The following is a 16059-nucleotide window of genomic DNA, read 5'->3' on the forward strand; positions in this document are numbered from 1 at the left end:
ATTATGAGCATTCCAAACAATTTAAAGTACAGTAAAGATCACGAGTGGATTTCTGTAGAAGGAGACGTAGCAACAATCGGTATTACAGCTTTCGCACAAGGAGAGTTAGGAGATATCGTTTATGTTGATGTAGAAACTGAAGGAGAAACATTAGGTCAAGAAGAAGTATTTGGAACAGTAGAAGCAGTAAAAACAGTTTCTGATTTATTTATGCCAATTAGCGGTGAAGTAGTAGAATTTAACACTGAATTAGAAGGTGAGCCAGAATTAATCAACACTGATCCTTATGGAAAAGGGTGGATTATCAAAGTAAAAGTTGAAGACGCGTCTCAATTAGATTCTTTATTAGATGCAGCTGCTTACGGAGAATTAATCGGTGCATAAGACAAAAAAAATAATATTCTTTGCATATGTAACGTTGGTATTTTACCTGACGCTACTTCCACAAGAAAATTTCTCGAAATTAAGTACAATAAGAGAATTAGGAATCTTTTTTGAGATCGATAATTTTGATAAAGTTGTACACTGTGGAATGTTTGGAATGATGACGATTTTGTTATTTATAGCATACAAAATAAGAAACCTACGCTTGATGATTATTCCGTTTTTAGTAAGTTTTCTCATTGAAATTTTACAAGGCGTTTTAACATCTTTGCATCGTAGTTTTGATTTTGTCGATTTAATGGCAAACTTATCGGGAATCGCCCTCGCATATATCGCAATAACTTATTATTTACAACATAAAAAAACTCAGTAGTATTACTGAGTTTTTTGTTTTAATCTATAATCAATTTTTCTTTTTCGCTACAATAGAGTAAACCATAGGAATTTTATTTTCTAAATGTTTTATTCTGTACTTTTTAGGCTCAAACTCGAATGTTTTGTTGAAGCAATTATATGGAGAATAGTCATATTCTTGAAATTGTTTAAGTTCCATACCATTATCAATTAAACTAGTTATAACTTCACTCATACTATGATTCCAAGTCACATAAGATTGTGAAATATCAGCGTTTCTGTCAGCATATGTTCCGTTTTCAGTTTCTATAATTGATTCAACATTAAAGTAATTATAACCTATTTTATCAAAGTTATCATCAAACATCCAAACTACAGGATGAAATTCAGCAAAAACAAATTTTCCGTTAGGTTTTAGAAATTTAGAAATTAATTTCCCCCATTGATCTAAATCTGGTAACCAAGTTATAGTTCCATAACTTGTAAAAACGATGTCGAATTGTTTATCTAAATGATTTTCTATATCATACAAATCACAGCAAATAAATTCAGCAGTTGAATTCGTATCAATTGCAATTTTTCGAGCACTTTCAATTGCTTTGTCAGATAAATCAATACCTAACATTTGCACCTAATCTATTAAGAGAGATTGTGTCTTGTCCAAAATGGCATTGTAAATGTAAAATGGATTTTCCTTTTATATCTCCTAATAAATCTAATTCAATTGAGTTTAGAGATGTTGCCCCTTTTATAAATTCTTCAAGATTATAAAAATCAGATTTCAAGTGTGCTTCGGTTCTATTATTCCAAGATTGTTTATTGATTTCTATATAGTTTGTTTCAGGTGTCATTATTTAATATTTTAGTTATTTCATCAATTCCTCAGGAATATCACAAATCGGAATTGGAACCATCTTGTGTTGGTTAATACGATTTAATCTCGAATAAATCTCGAAAACTTCTTTTTCTCTTCCTTCAAATTTATCTGCAGTTTTTCCATCTTCTTTTGCTCTCATCGCCCATTCCAATTCATCGTAATTTGCTCCCAATTGATCTTCATCCGAACGATCATCACCAAACAAACCATCGGTTGGTTTTGCTTTTTGAATATCTGTATTAATACCTAAAAACTCAGCAATTTTATATACTTCCGATTTCATCAAATCAGCAATAGGACTAAGATCTACACCGCCATCACCATATTTTGTATAAAAACCAACACCAAAATCTTCAACTTTATTTCCAGTTCCAGCCACCAAATAATTATGCAAACCAGCAAAATAATAAAGTGTTGTCATACGCAAACGAGAACGTGTATTAGCCAAAGCTAAATTCACTTTATCCGTCGTATCAGTTTCTGGTAATGCAGAAACCATTGCATCAAAAGTTGAGGTTAAATTAACTTCTATTGAATCGATTGGCGAAGAAAATTTATTATTTAACCATTCGATATGACGTTTTGCTCTATCTGCTTGATTTTTTTCTTGATGAATAGGCATTTCCAAATTAAGCAAAGGATAACCTGTCATCGCGCAAAGTGTAGAGGTTACCGCTGAATCAATTCCGCCCGAAATTCCAATTACAAAGCCTTTTTGGTGTGCTGTTTCCAAATAATCTTTCAACCAAGAAACAATATATTCTACAACTTTTTCAGTTTGCATAATTTAATAATTTATTTCAAAGATAGCAGATTATGAAAAAAATTAGGGTTGAAAATACTACCGATTATTTTACTATTTTTGTTAGCTAAATAATCAAGCAATGAAATTTGTATATAGCTTAGCTTTTGCGAGTTTAATTTTATTTACTGCGTGCAAAAAAGAAAAATCATGGGAAGTGGATGTCAAAGAACAAAATGTTCAGTTAAATATTCATGATATTAGCCAAGACTTTTTTAACGATTCTATTTCTTTAGACACTTTGCGAAAAGATTATCCATTCTTTTTTGATGCAAAAACTGCGGATGATGTTTGGGAAAGTCAACGTCGTAATAAAGAAGAATTAAGTATTTATGGACAATCGCGTAAGATTTTCGGAGATTTTAAAAATTTAAACCATACGTTAATCCCAATATTTCAACGCTATCAATTTTATTTTCCAGAATATAAAATTCCAACTATTTATACTTATTCGTCAGGTTTACAAAATATAGATTATCCGGTTATGTTTAGTCAGCAATCTGGCTTGATGTTTATTGCGATGGATGCTTATTTGGGCGCAAAGAATAAATTATATGATAGCATTGGTGTAGAACGTTATTTGCGAACAAATTTAGATCTTAATCGTTTGCCATCTCAAGCAGTTGATGCAATTGCGAATGATGTGGTTACATTTAGCCCAAGAAATCAATTATTTATTGATAAAATGATTTATGAAGGTAAGAAATTGATTTTGCAAGATGCATTGTTAACAGATACGCCGGACGAATATAAAGTTGGATATACACCAGAACAAATTCAGTGGTGTATTGATAATGAAGGTCAAATTTGGAACTTTTTTGTTGAACAAAATTATGTGTTCAGTTCAGATGCTTCTTTAGATAAACGCTTTTTAGTACTTAGCCCTTTCTCAAAATTTAATAATGAAATTGAGCAAGATTCTCCAGGAAGAATTGGAGCTTGGGTTGGTTTACAGATTATTCGTCAATATATAAAAGAGAATCCAAAGGTAGAATTGAAAACTTTATTAGATGATATGGATGGTCAAAAAATATTTAAAGATTCTAAATATAAACCAGCTTTAGAAAGTAATAATTTAGCAAATTATACAACAAAAACAATTGATGGTAAAGTTTACCATTTTGTGAAATAAACTAATAATTAGAAGTTATGAGAACAACAAATATTTCTGTAGAGATTGAATTGGACGAAAATCACGTACCAGAGAAAATGACTTGGAATGCTCCAGATGGTGGTATTAGTCATGAAGAGACAAAAGCAATGTTACTTTCTGTTTGGGATGATAAAGCAAAAGAAGCTTTGCGTATTGATTTGTGGACTAAAGAAATGACACAAGATGATATGAAACGTTTCTTTCATCAAATTTTAATTTCAATGTCAAGTTCTTACGAAAGAGCAACAGAAGAAAAAGATGTAGCAGAAAGAATTGCTGCTTTTGCAGAAGAATTCGCAATTGCTTCAAAAATTAAAGGTTAATTTTCTGACCCAATAAAACTTTAAGTCGAATTCCGTAACATTTTAGTTAGAAATTCGACTTATTTTATATCTTTAATTTTCTGACGAATAGTTTATGAAACAATTATTTTTTGCGTTAACGTTTTTAGTCTCAATTTATTCATTTGCTCAAGAAGAATGGACAATTGAGAAGTGTATTGAGTATGCTTCGAAAAATAATTTGACTGTTCAGCAAAATACTATTAACCAAGAGATTTTTAATAAAAATTTAGAACAAACTTACAATGCTTGGTTACCAACAATTTCGGGTTATGTAGATACAAATTTTACAATAGGAACATATAACCCAACAATAGAAAAGGGATATTATCAATTTACGCATTCGTTTGGAGTACAATCTAGCATAAATATATATAATGGAGGAGTTGTTCAGCTGAACAAAGATAAAGCTGCTTTAGAGTTAGAAGCATCGAAAGTGCAAACTGCGATGACAGTAAATGATATTTCGTTACAAGTAGCCAATTATTATCTGGCGGTTTTATTGAACAAAGAATTGAAACAAGTTGCCGTTGGGAATCTAACTATTTCGAAACAATTATTGGATCAAAATAAAAAGAAATTTAAAGCAGGATCTGTTGCTCAGTCTATCGTAGCACAATCAGAATCTGAAGTTGCTACAAATACGCGTGAAGTTGTAAATGCTCAAATAGAAATAGAACGAGCACTGTTCAATTTAGCAATGCTATTGCAATTAAATGATTACCGTAATTTTGCAGTAATAGATGTTAAAATTCCAGAAAATATAACTTCTCAATTGTATAATTTGGAAGATGTTGTGGAAACGGCTTACCAGAATCAACCTTCTGTAAAACATGCAGAATTGCAAATTGATGTCGCTACAAAAGAAACTCAAATAGCTCGAACTTCGTTATTTCCTAAGATTACAGGAAGTTTTAATTTTGGGACAAATTACCTGCAATATTTTAACAAGAGATTACGTCAAGATGCCTTATTAGAGCAATTAGGACATAATGTAACAGGTGTTTTTGGAGTTGGAGTTGCTATTCCGATTTGGAATCAATATTCGTATAAAATCAATATCCAGAAAGCATTAATTAACGAAGATTTAGCAAAAGTTGGACTTCTACAATCAAAACAAGATGTGTTAAAAAATGTTCAGTCTGCATATTTTGAAGTAAATACTTCGTTTGCGTCATACGATTCGTCAAAAGAAGCTGTAAAATATGCGAAGGTATCGTACGACTTTGCTCAGAAATCTTACAATGCTGGTGTAATTAATCAATATGATTTTAACCGTTCGCGTAATGATATGATGGTAGCAGAATCGCAAATGTTGCAAGCGAAATACAACTACATTTTCAAACAAAAAGTATTAGATTTCTACGCTGGCGTTCCAATTACTTTGGAAGCGAAATAGAAGTTTAACTATTTAATAATTATTTTTTGATATAATTTATTTCTAGATTTTTTAAATTTAGAAATGATAAATGATAAATATTCAAGATTACATAAAAAGTTTTTTGTCTCACTTTCTAGAAAATGCAAATCAGCAACCTTGGGAAATTGTAGATAATTTAGAAGAAATTCTTACTAATAAAATTCAGCAACTATCTGACGATTATACGATCGAAGGTAATGTTGCGATTCATAAATCTGCAACTGTAGAGAAAGGAGTTACACTAAAAGGAACAATTATTATTTCCGAAAATTGTTTTATTGGAGCGCATGCGTATTTACGTGGACCAATTTTTCTTGCGAATTCGGTTATTGTTGGTCCGGGATCAGAAGTAAAACAAGCAATTCTTTTTGAAAAATATGCAATAGCTCATTTCAATTTTGTTGGAAATAGTTTAATTGGTGAAAATGTAAATTTTGAGGCTGGTTCTATTTGTGCGAATCATTACAATGAACGTATTGATAAAAATATTTCAGTAAAAGTCAACGATCAAATTATTTCAACTGGTGTAACGAAATTTGGAGCTTTGGTAGGAGACGATTCAAAAATTGGAGCAAATGCAGTTCTTTCTCCAGGAACTATTTTAGAGCAAAATTCTATTGTGAACAGATTAGAATTGGTTAAACAAATCGATTAAGGGTAATTATTTTCTCCATTTCCGATAGAAAATCATCTTATCAAACATAAATCATCTAACTTTCGTGATGTATCTTTGCAACATGGCAACAATCTTAAATTTAGAAACTTCAACAAAAAATTGTTCGGTTTCGATTGCTAAAGATGGCGTTCAACTATGTTTAGTTGAAGAAAGTGATGAAAATTATGCACATGGCGAAAAACTGAATCAGTTCGTGGATTGGTGCTTGGAAGGTGCACAAATAAATTGGAAAGATATTGAGGCAGTTTGTGTATCAAAAGGTCCTGGTTCTTATACAGGTTTACGTATTGGCGTTTCGTCTGCCAAAGGTTTTGCGTATGGTTCTGATATCCCGTTGATGGCGATTAATTCGTTGCAAATTTTGGCGGAATCACAATTAAATCAAGAGGTAGATTATATCATTCCGATGATTGATGCAAGACGAATGGAAGTCTATACAGCTTTATTTGATAAGCAAGGAAATCAGTTGACAGAAACCGAAGCGAAAGTAATCGAAGAAACTTCTTTTGAAGAATTGAAAGGAAAGAAAATTATTTTTGTGGGTGATGGAGCAGAAAAATGTCAAGAAGTTTTAGCACATTTGGATGCTACGTTTATACAAACTTTTCCATCGGCAAAAGATATGATTCGTGTTGCGGAAGAAAAATTTAACCAAAAATCATTTGAAGATGTTGCGTATTTCGAGCCATATTATTTGAAAGATTTTGTTGCTGGAAAAAAGAAATCTGAATAAAATAAAAAGAGATAATTTATGAAAAATCTTGTGTTGACAATTGCTTCATTATACGGAATGACAGCGGTTATATTAGGTGCTTTCGGAGCTCATGCGTTCAAGAAAATTTTACCTGCCGAAAAATTAGCAAGTTTTGAAGTAGGGGTACGTTATCAAATGTATCATGCAATAGTTTTATTAGCTGTTGGAATGTATTTTCAATTTAACAGCGGATTAGAACGCTCAGCTGCTTGGTGTTTAATTGCCGGAACATTTGTTTTTTCTGTAAGTATCTATTTGTTGTCATTCGCAGAACATTGGAACGCTAACCTTAAATTTTTAGGACCAATTACACCGCTTGGAGGATTATTCATGATTATAGGTTGGGGTTTATTGGCTTGGATTTTTATGAAAGGAAAATAATTTTCTTTAAATTTATATAATTGTTAATCAGTTATATGAATTTGTGGAATAAATTATTGATTGGATTATTATTTTTACTTGTAATTAATACAAATGCGCAAGATAAATTAGTATTGACCACTCCTCTAATCTTTAAACATAGCAACTTTGAATTGAAATTGTTTAATAATCAACAATTCAAATACAAGTCTATTTTTCTTAGCTGTTTTGGAGAGATTGATAAAAATGGTAAACTAAGGAGTGATGCTAATTATGATTTTGCAGAAGGAACTTATCAAGTAAAGGACAATAAATTAATCTTAACGGTAAAATCGTCAAACAACTATTATTTCTTAGAAAAAGAATATTATTTTTTGATTCTTGATAAAAAGACTTTTTTGATATCTAACAAGGATCGAAAAAATTTCAAAGAAGCAAGAATTAGAAGACCAAATAAATCTTTTCCGAATTATATTATAGATACGGATAATCGTAAAGAATATACATTTTATAGTACTGATCAAAAAGTAACTATCGAAGGTTACGAAAAAGATAAAATATATCAAATGTTTAAATAAAAAAGACACTTTATAAAGTGCCTTTTTTATTTTTAATCTGTTCCATTTATCATTTTCGAAACAATACCTGATTTTTTAGTTGTCTCATCAAATACAATCCCAAGAATATGAATGAAAAAGAAAATAGAGAATGAATAAATTCCTGTTTTGTGTAATGCTTCCATCGATTCTTTATAGGTTCCGTTTCCCCACATTAAATAAAACCCTGTTACGGTACTAATTAAAATTAGTATATAAAAAACGATATAAATAAAACCTTGTAATTTTTTTTGAGTACTAGATACTTTAAAAGGATTGGGAAATCGAACCCCTTTGATTGTCATATAAACTATTCTGATTATAAAAAGCGCTAAGATGATATAAGCAAATATTTCGTGCCATTGCCACATAGGTTCCAAAGAATTTCTGCCAATAGTTTTTAAAGTAGTATCTGAAATATTTAATCCTTCTTTCGAAACTTCGTTTGTAATTAAAGAGGAAAGATTCTTTTTATTCATCCATTCCATTCTCAAGAAACCAGTTAAAAATAACATTATCATTGATATTCCAATTGTCCAATGTAATAGACGGTGAGTTAAAGTGAACTTTTTCATAATTTATATTGATTAAAAAAACCTCTCAAATTTGAGAGGTTTTTGTTGTATAGTTTTATTCGTAATCTTCTTCTTTAAATTCAAATTCTTCGAATGTGCAATTAATTTCGAAAGGAATATCTCCATCAGACTCTTCCGTGAAATCTTGTACTTCACCTTTCCAGTTAAGTGTCAAAATTCCTTTTTCATTTACGCTAAACGTCAAGTCGTTGTTTACCGTTTCGTAATCTTCTTCAGAAACATTTAGAGAAGTATAATACACTTCTACAAGTTCTCCTTCTTCATCTTCTTCCTCTGCAAAACCATAAGGAATAGAAACTTTTTTACCATTTAATTCCTCTACAGATTCTACATCCAAAGGAAAATCATCGATAAATAAAGAAAGTTGCGGGAAATCATTTTGTAAAGAATCTCCTTCTACATGTTCTAAGTCATCAGTGGAATGTATTTCGACCAATAAACATTTTTTATTTCCTTGAAAAACAACTTTGCATAAAGCTTTTTCAATATTATAATTAAATGTTTCATCCGGATGGAAGAACTTAATTGTTTTCATTGTTTTGTTAATGTATGTTATTAATTATGAGTACGAATATAAATAAGTTCGATTAAATTACACAATAAAAAAGATAAGAAATTAAATTTTTCAACATTTTAAATTAAAAAAGCCATACATCTTTTATGTATGGCCTTATATAATACTAATTTATATTAATTATTTAGCAGCTTCTTCAGTTGCTGGTTTAGCAGATAAATCTACTTGTAATAAAACTTCGTCTTTAATAATAGAACCTCCAGCTCCAACAAAAGAAATTCCGAAATCTTTACGGTTAATTCCAAATTCTTCAGATTTGATAGTAACACCATTAGCATCTACAGTTACATTAGCTTTGAAAGTAACATTTTTAGGAGTTCCACGGAAATCTAAGTTTCCAGAAATTTCCGAATTGTAATCACCTCCTTCTAATGCTTTAACTCCTGTAATTTCGAATGTAGCAGTTGGAAATTTTTCAACGTCTAAGAAATCAGCAGATTTTAAGTGACCATCTAATTTACCTTTACTTTCAGCATCAGCATCTAAATCTTTAGATTCGAATGAAGCAAAATCAGCAACAAATTTACCTGATTCTAAAACTCCATCGTGTACTTTTACAGAACCTTCTTTTAATTTAACAACTCCATAGTGTCCTTCTTCTGGTTTGTTAATATCATCAAAAGTTTTACCTCCTTTCCAGTTTACAACAGATGTAGTTGTATCAACAGCAAATTCAGCAGCTCCTTCAGTAGAAGTAGCTCCTTCTTGAGCTTCTGTAGCAGCTTTAGTTTCAGTTTTTCCTCCACAAGATGTTAATGCAACAGCAGAAACAACAGCTAATCCTAAAAATAATTTTTTCATATCGTTTTTTAAATTTTATACAAAACTATAATATAAATTGATAGTTAATATTGATATATATCAATAAATGAAATTATTAAACAATTATTTAATATTGAATAATTCTAAATACCTTAGCCAAAAATAAGAAAATTTATTCAATAGTGCTAGATGTAAAACAACTCAGTTATCATTATCCTAATTTTGAAGATAAAGTACTTGATCAAATAGATTTTGCTGTTAATAGAGGCGAAGTTATTAGTATTATCGGAGAAAGTGGAAGTGGAAAATCAACTTTATTGAAATTAATTTATGGTTTGTTGGATTTTAATGAAGGAGAAATTTTATATCACATAAAAAAATTGCGAGGCCCTTCTTATAACTTGATTCCAGGTCATAAAATGATGAAATACGTAGCGCAAGATTATGATTTGTTAGATTTCGTAACTGTAGGAGAGAATGTAGGGAAATTCTTGAGTAACTTTGATCTAGAACTAAAACAACAACAAATTGATGAAGCGTTAAATGTGGTTGAGATGTTAGATTTTAAACATATTTTTCCAAACAAATTGAGTGGAGGTCAACGTCAACGGATTTCTATAGCAAGAGCTTTAGCTCAGCAACCAGAAATTTTGTTGCTAGATGAACCTTTTTCTAATTTAGATCAAACATTGAAACTTACAATTCGCGAAAAAATTATGAATTGGTGCAAAGAGCATCAAATTACTGTAATTTTTACAACACATGATTTGAATGATGCGTTTTATACTTCTGATAAAATTTTGGTTTTACAAAAAGGAAAAATGATTCAGTTTAATGAGGTAGAAAATGTACGGAAATTTCCTGCTACAGAATATGTTGCCAAACTTTTTGGATATGTAAATGTGTTGACAGATTCGCAATATTTGGGAATTGAATCTTCTTCTAAAATTATCATTTATCCAGAAGAAATTACAATTTTAGACAATGGTAAATTTGAAGGAAAAGTGATCTCATCCAAATTCCAAGGAAGAGATTATTTAATCCGATTTTTATTTAAAAATATAGAATTAGTTACTTATTACTCACAAAATTTAACATCGGATGAAATTATTAAATTTGAGGTGAGAAAATTTAGAGAGTTAAAATAAAAAAAAGCGAGATTCTTAATTTGAATTTCGCTTTTTTGTTTTTATTTATTCAACAAAAAATCTAAAATTTCTGCTGTAAAATCTTTCGGATTTTCGGCATGTAACCAATGTCCCGCATTTGCAATTTTCTTGATTTCTGCATAAGGAAAACGCTCTTTGATAATCATTTCATCTTCTGGCATAATGTAATTTGAATTTGCACCACCCAAAAATAAAGTTGGACCATCAAATTCTCCTTTCAACAATTCAGAACCAATCATTTCTTGATAAAATTTATCCAAAACATTTAAATTGAATCGAAAAGCATATTTTCCATTATCGGCGTGGTAAACGTTTTTCAACAAAAATTGTCGCACACCAATTTCAGGAATATATTGTTCTAAAGTCGTTTCTACATCTTTTCGAGTTTCAACTTGATCAAAATTAACAGATTTCAACGCTTTGAAAATCGCATTATGATGAGGTTGATACGCTTTTGGTGCCATATCCGCCACAATCAAATGATCTAATCTATTTTGATGAATCATCGCAAAATCAATTACAATTCTTCCGCCAAGCGAATGTCCTAAAAGATGTGCTTTTTCGATAGAATTTGCATCCATATAATTCACGATATCTTGCGTCATCGCTGCTAAAGAAGAATCTTCACTATGAAAGCTACGTCCATGATTACGTAAATCAATCAAATGTGTCGTAAAATATTCGCCAAAATGTTTTCCTAATGTGCTCCAATTATCCAATTGCCCGAATAATCCATGAAAAACCAATAAATGTTTTTCACCAGAACCAACAATTTTACTATGTAAGATTTTTGTCATTTTTTACAAATTTGCTAATTCAATTTTACGTAAATATGCCTGTATCGTATTTTCTAAACCTAAATATAGAGCTTCAGAAATTAGCGCGTGTCCAATAGAAACTTCTGCAATTGTTGGAATTTCGCGAATAAAATATTCAATATTATCTAAACTCAAATCGTGTCCAGCATTTACAGCCAAGCCATTTTCGATTGCCAATTTAGCTGTTTCTTTATAAGGATTGATTGCTTCAAGATTTCCTAAACCATATTGCGTTGCAAATTCTTCTGTGTACAATTCGATTCGATCAGTACCAGTTTTTGCAGCACTTTCAATTAATGCAGGATTTGGATCTAAGAAAATGGATGTTCTGATTCCAGCATCTTTAAAGGTTTTAATCACATCTGTTAAATAATCAAAATGTTTGATAGTATCCCAACCAGCATTTGATGTAATTGCATCTTCTGCATCAGGAACCAAGGTAACTTGTTCTGGTTTAGAGTTTAAAACCAATTCCATAAAACTATCAATCGGTTTTCCTTCGATGTTAAATTCTGTTGTAACAATCGGTTTTAAATCATAAACGTCTTGGTAACGAATGTGACGTTCATCTGGACGTGGATGTATCGTAATTCCTTGTCCACCGAAGTCTTGAATTTTGATTGCCGCTTCTACAAGGTTTGGAGTATTTCCACCGCGCGCATTACGAATTGTGGCAATTTTATTTATATTAACACTTAATTTAGTCATGATTTTATATTATAATTTTTAATATCAGAAAGAGAAATACTTTGCATAATTTCTAAGTCAAATTTACGACAAGCTGTCAATAAATGATCGAAAATATCAGATTGAATTCTTTCAAATTCTAAATTACTCGCAGAAGTTGTAAAACAGCCAATTTCTAAAGGCATTCCAAGTGGTGAAACAGGTAATTGCTTTACAATGATTGGATCCTTCTGAGAAACAGTTTTTAAACTTTTTAAATAATGTTCAACATAAATTCTAAAAACACCAATGTTGGTTAAGTTTTTACCATTAATATCGAGATCTGAATTTTCAATATCTTGATTAAACAATGTGATTTCTTGTCGTTTTTGTTGAATGTATTTGTGAATTAATGTAATATCTTCGAATCGATCTAACATTTCTTCATTACAAAATTGAAATGAATTGACATTAAATGAAACAGAACGTTTTATTTGACGTGTGCCTGTTGCTAGCATCGCCATATGGTTGGTAACTTGAGAAGAAACTAGATCCACTGTGGGTACAGTCGCAATAGATTTATCAAATTTCTCTATTTTTACTAAATTAATATTGATTTCTTTCACAATACCTTCCATATCACCTTTTGAAATGGTAATCCAATCTCCAACTTTTACAATTCTAGAATAAGATATTTGTAATCCTGAAACAAAGCCAAAAATCGCATCACGAAAGATTAGTAAAACAGCGGCTGTTAAAGCTCCAAGTACTGTAATAATTGTGTTTTTATCTACTGTGAACAAAATCATTATTCCAGAAATGATAGAGAAAAATGTTATGATAAATTTTAACATTTGCCCAAAAGTTCTTACACCAATTGTTGTATAACTATTTTCTTCATTGTAAACATCAATAGTAGTATTAATGACTCTGAAAACAAGTTGTGTAAATACAATTAAAGAGATTAATTCTGTAATGCGTTGAACAATAATGTACACATTTCCATCATCTTTAAATAAAATTTGATTCATACTTAAAGCAAAACTTATTGGAATAAGATGGATTGTAGAAATGAAAACTTTGTTTGAATATAAAAATTTTAACCAATCATTTTCAGTAAAATTTTTCAATTTTTTGAGAAGTGGTAAAATCCCTGCTCTTAAAACAAAATCAATAACAAAAAGTATTGCAATCCAACTAACAATTTCAAAAAAAGTAAAGAGATTCTCAGATAAGTCAATTTTAAAATATTGATTAAAAAAAAATTTCACACCATCAGAAAATTCTTCATAAAAAGATTTATCTTGCATAAGCTGTTAATTGAGTTTTTTAAATAGATTTGATCGATTTGTTAATGCAAAGTTACAGTTTTTAAAATACTAAAATAATGGATAACGATAGTATACTAAATCTTATAAGTGGAATTTTGTTGGTTGTAGGCTTAGTTGGAACTGTTTTGCCTATTCTGCCTGGAGCACCATTAGCATTAGTAGGATTGTTGGTTTTTAAATTTAGTGGAGATTGTAGTTATAATTGGGGAACGATAATTATAGCAGGACTTTTCGTATTAATAGGTGCGCTCTTAGATTATTTGCTACCTGCCTACATGACCAAAAAATTAGGCGGAACCAAATTTGGTATTTGGGGATCTATAATTGGATTGATTATTGGATTATTCTTTCCTCCAATTGGTTTTATAGTTGGTCCATTTATTGGAGCTTTATTAGGAGAATTAATATTTAGTGCAGCAGAACCAAAAGTTGCATTAAAATCTGCATTTGGATCTTTTGTAGGATTTATTTTAACAACAGGTTACGATATTATATTAACGTTAATATTTATCGGAATATTTATTTACCAATTAATGAATTAATCAGATTAAATGATTGAAATTAGGTCAGTAAAAAATATTTACCTATATTTGCAAAGAATTTAAAGAAATAAATGGAGGAGGGCTGGTTATAGCTCTCTTTTTTGTTGTATATGGATTCAAGTAAAGTAAAACAGCTGATAGACGAAGCAATTGCGGAAAATCCGTCATTGTTTCTTATCGATTGGAAAGTCACTCCAGATGATAAGATTATTATTTTAGCAGATGGAGACGAAGGTCTTTCAGTCGAAGAAATTGTAAGAATAAGCCGACATGTAGAGCATAATCTTGATAGAGAAGAGTGTGATTTTGCATTAGAGGTTTCTTCTCCTGGTGTAGGTAGTAACTTAACCATACCACGTCAATTTGCAAAAAATATAGGTAGAACTTTAGAAGCTACTTTAGAAGACAAAGTGATGGAAGGTGAAATTGTGGAAGCCGATGAAGAAGGTGTTACAATTTTTTGGGAAGCACGCGAACCGAAACCTTTAGGAAAAGGGAAAATTACAGTAGAACACGAAGAAAAAATAAATTACGCTGACATCAAGAAAGCGATTATAAAAGTCACCTTTTAAAAAAATTAAAGTTTAATGGACAATCTTGCATTAATCGAGTCTTTTGGAGATTTTAAAGACGATAAAAATATCGACCGTATCACGCTTATGGCAATCTTAGAAGAAACACTAAAAAGTGTTTTGAAAAAGAAATATGGTACAGATGATAACTTTGATATTATTGTGAATCCTGATAAAGGAGACTTAGAGATTTGGCACAACCGTATTGTTGTAGAAGACGGTTTTTCTGAAGACGATGCAACAGATATAGAATTATCTGAAGCACGTAAAATAGAGCCAGATTTCGAAGTAGGTGAGGAAGTATCGGAAAAAATTCCGATTGAAGCATTAGGTCGTCGTGCAATTTTAACATTACGCCAAACATTAGTTTCTAAAGTAATGGAGCATGATAATTCTAACTTATACGAGAAATTTAAAGGATTAATTGGAGAAGTTGTAACGGGAGAGATTCATTATGTACGTCACAAACAAGTGATTATCATTGATGATGAACAAAACGAGATGATTTTACCAAAAGAAAATCAAATACCTTCAGATTTTTTCAGAAAAGGAGATACATTGCGTGCTGTAGTTGATGATGTAAAATTAAGAGGAGCAAAACCTCAAATTATTTTATCAAGAACATCACCAAAATTCTTAGAGAAATTATTTGAACAAGAAATTCCAGAAATTTTAGACGGATTAATTACAATCAAAAATGTAGTTCGTATTCCTGGAGATAAAGCAAAAGTTGCAGTAGAATCTTATGACGATCGTATCGATCCAGTAGGAGCTTGTGTAGGAATGAAAGGATCTCGTATTCATTCTATTGTGCGTGAATTACGTAACGAGAATATCGATGTAATTAATTATACAAACAATCAAAGTTTATTCATTCAACGTGCTTTAAGCCCAGCTAAAATTTCGAATATTGAAATTAATGAAGAAGAAAACAAAGCCTTAGTTTACGTAAATGCTGACGAAGTATCAAAAGCGATTGGTAAAGGAGGATACAATGTTCGTTTAGCTTCTAAATTAGTTGGAATGGAAATTGATATTTTCAGAGAAGGAGCCCAAGACGAAGACGTAGAATTATCAGAATTCTCAGACGAAATCGATGCATGGGTAATCGAAGCATTTAGTGCTATCGGGTTAGATACTGCCAAAAGTATTTTAGAACAAGATGTGGATGATTTAATTAAACGTACGGATTTAGAAGAAGAGACAATCTTAGACGTTATCCGTGTGTTAAAAGAAGAGTTTGAAGATTAATTCATACTCAAGTCATAAACAATTCATACATTTGCAAACATTAAAATAAGAGATTAGCTTC

20 protein-coding genes and 1 pseudogene are annotated in these 16059 nt (G+C 30.6%); 13 read left to right on the top strand and 8 right to left on the bottom strand.

What is annotated here, in order from left to right; genetic code table 11:
* The first annotated feature begins 3 nt into the window (after positions 1-3).
* Complete coding sequence (gene gcvH / locus E4J94_RS05620; protein ID WP_019974614.1) at positions 4-384, top strand: glycine cleavage system protein GcvH; 381 nt, start codon at positions 4-6, stop codon at positions 382-384.
* A complete protein-coding gene (locus E4J94_RS05625; RefSeq protein WP_135834874.1) occupies positions 377-757 on the top strand; it encodes a VanZ family protein in 381 nt (126 codons plus the stop codon). The genes gcvH and E4J94_RS05625 overlap by 8 nt, the downstream gene beginning before the upstream one ends.
* 30 nt (positions 758-787) lie before the next feature.
* On the opposite strand, the pseudogene E4J94_RS05630 reads toward E4J94_RS05625, so the two are convergent.
* Together E4J94_RS05630 and nadE are read right to left on the bottom strand one after the other, a co-directional pair.
* Positions 788-1589, bottom strand: a pseudogene (locus E4J94_RS05630) (class I SAM-dependent methyltransferase).
* A 15-nt stretch (positions 1590-1604) separates the two neighbouring features.
* On the bottom strand, positions 1605-2399 hold the full coding sequence (gene nadE / locus E4J94_RS05635; RefSeq protein WP_135834875.1) for an NAD(+) synthase: 795 nt from the start codon (positions 2397-2399) through the stop codon (positions 1605-1607).
* Between the two features lie 100 nt (positions 2400-2499).
* Between nadE and gldB the strand changes: the two genes are divergently transcribed.
* The 7 genes from gldB to E4J94_RS05670 all read left to right on the top strand — a co-directional run bounded on the left by gldB (position 2500) and on the right by E4J94_RS05670 (position 7699).
* On the top strand, positions 2500-3549 hold the full coding sequence (gldB, locus tag E4J94_RS05640) for a gliding motility lipoprotein GldB (protein WP_135834876.1): 1050 nt from the start codon (positions 2500-2502) through the stop codon (positions 3547-3549).
* A 17-nt stretch (positions 3550-3566) separates the two neighbouring features.
* Entirely contained in the window at positions 3567-3893 is a 327-nt protein-coding gene (gene gldC / locus E4J94_RS05645) for a gliding motility protein GldC (protein WP_135834877.1), read from the top strand.
* A 94-nt stretch (positions 3894-3987) separates the two neighbouring features.
* Positions 3988-5310: a TolC family protein gene (locus tag E4J94_RS05650; RefSeq protein ID WP_135834878.1), complete on the top strand. Its 1323-nt coding sequence runs from the start codon at positions 3988-3990 to the stop codon at positions 5308-5310.
* 70 nt (positions 5311-5380) lie between these two features.
* Complete coding sequence (locus E4J94_RS05655) at positions 5381-5986, top strand: DapH/DapD/GlmU-related protein (protein WP_135834879.1); 606 nt, start codon at positions 5381-5383, stop codon at positions 5984-5986.
* Positions 5987-6068: 82 nt separating this feature from the next.
* Positions 6069-6740 (top strand): tRNA (adenosine(37)-N6)-threonylcarbamoyltransferase complex dimerization subunit type 1 TsaB, encoded by a 672-nt coding sequence (gene tsaB / locus E4J94_RS05660; protein WP_135834880.1) that lies wholly within the window; start codon positions 6069-6071, stop codon positions 6738-6740.
* Between the two features lie 18 nt (positions 6741-6758).
* Complete coding sequence (locus E4J94_RS05665) at positions 6759-7142, top strand: DUF423 domain-containing protein (RefSeq protein ID WP_135834881.1); 384 nt, start codon at positions 6759-6761, stop codon at positions 7140-7142.
* A 35-nt stretch (positions 7143-7177) separates the two neighbouring features.
* Complete coding sequence (locus E4J94_RS05670; protein WP_135834882.1) at positions 7178-7699, top strand: hypothetical protein; 522 nt, start codon at positions 7178-7180, stop codon at positions 7697-7699.
* 32 nt (positions 7700-7731) lie between these two features.
* On the opposite strand, the gene E4J94_RS05675 is transcribed toward E4J94_RS05670, so the two are convergent.
* The 3 genes from E4J94_RS05675 to E4J94_RS05685 form a co-directional block, all read right to left on the bottom strand.
* Positions 7732-8292 (bottom strand): cytochrome b/b6 domain-containing protein, encoded by a 561-nt coding sequence (locus tag E4J94_RS05675; RefSeq protein WP_135834883.1) that lies wholly within the window; start codon positions 8290-8292, stop codon positions 7732-7734.
* Between the two features lie 55 nt (positions 8293-8347).
* Entirely contained in the window at positions 8348-8848 is a 501-nt protein-coding gene (locus E4J94_RS05680) for a hypothetical protein (protein WP_135834884.1), read from the bottom strand.
* Between the two features lie 159 nt (positions 8849-9007).
* On the bottom strand, positions 9008-9688 hold the full coding sequence (locus E4J94_RS05685; RefSeq protein ID WP_135834885.1) for a YceI family protein: 681 nt from the start codon (positions 9686-9688) through the stop codon (positions 9008-9010).
* 143 nt (positions 9689-9831) lie between these two features.
* Between E4J94_RS05685 and E4J94_RS05690 the strand changes: the two genes are divergently transcribed.
* Entirely contained in the window at positions 9832-10797 is a 966-nt protein-coding gene (locus tag E4J94_RS05690; RefSeq protein WP_135834886.1) for an ABC transporter ATP-binding protein, read from the top strand.
* 41 nt (positions 10798-10838) lie between these two features.
* On the opposite strand, the gene E4J94_RS05695 is transcribed toward E4J94_RS05690, so the two are convergent.
* Genes E4J94_RS05695 through E4J94_RS05705 form a run of 3 tightly spaced genes read right to left on the bottom strand, consistent with a single transcriptional unit; the run spans position 10839 to position 13612 of the window.
* Positions 10839-11615 (bottom strand): alpha/beta fold hydrolase, encoded by a 777-nt coding sequence (locus tag E4J94_RS05695; protein ID WP_135834887.1) that lies wholly within the window; start codon positions 11613-11615, stop codon positions 10839-10841.
* 3 nt (positions 11616-11618) lie between these two features.
* On the bottom strand, positions 11619-12344 hold the full coding sequence (locus E4J94_RS05700; RefSeq protein WP_135834888.1) for a pyridoxine 5'-phosphate synthase: 726 nt from the start codon (positions 12342-12344) through the stop codon (positions 11619-11621).
* A complete protein-coding gene (locus E4J94_RS05705) occupies positions 12341-13612 on the bottom strand; it encodes a mechanosensitive ion channel family protein (RefSeq protein WP_135834889.1) in 1272 nt (423 codons plus the stop codon). The genes E4J94_RS05700 and E4J94_RS05705 overlap by 4 nt, the downstream gene beginning before the upstream one ends.
* A gap of 77 nt (positions 13613-13689) precedes the next feature.
* Between E4J94_RS05705 and E4J94_RS05710 the strand changes: the two genes are divergently transcribed.
* The 3 genes from E4J94_RS05710 to nusA all read left to right on the top strand — a co-directional run bounded on the left by E4J94_RS05710 (position 13690) and on the right by nusA (position 15998).
* Positions 13690-14175 (top strand): DUF456 domain-containing protein, encoded by a 486-nt coding sequence (locus E4J94_RS05710; protein ID WP_135834890.1) that lies wholly within the window; start codon positions 13690-13692, stop codon positions 14173-14175.
* Positions 14176-14285: 110 nt separating this feature from the next.
* The gene (gene rimP, locus E4J94_RS05715) at positions 14286-14747 is read left to right on the top strand and encodes a ribosome assembly cofactor RimP (protein ID WP_135834891.1); all 462 of its coding nucleotides are present in this window, start codon (positions 14286-14288) and stop codon (positions 14745-14747) included.
* Positions 14748-14762: 15 nt separating this feature from the next.
* A complete protein-coding gene (gene nusA / locus E4J94_RS05720) occupies positions 14763-15998 on the top strand; it encodes a transcription termination factor NusA (protein WP_135834892.1) in 1236 nt (411 codons plus the stop codon).
* Positions 15999-16059 lie beyond the last annotated feature (61 nt).

The organism is Empedobacter tilapiae (assembly GCF_004785645.1).
In the GTDB taxonomy this organism is placed as follows: Bacteria; Bacteroidota; Bacteroidia; order Flavobacteriales; family Weeksellaceae; genus Empedobacter; species Empedobacter tilapiae.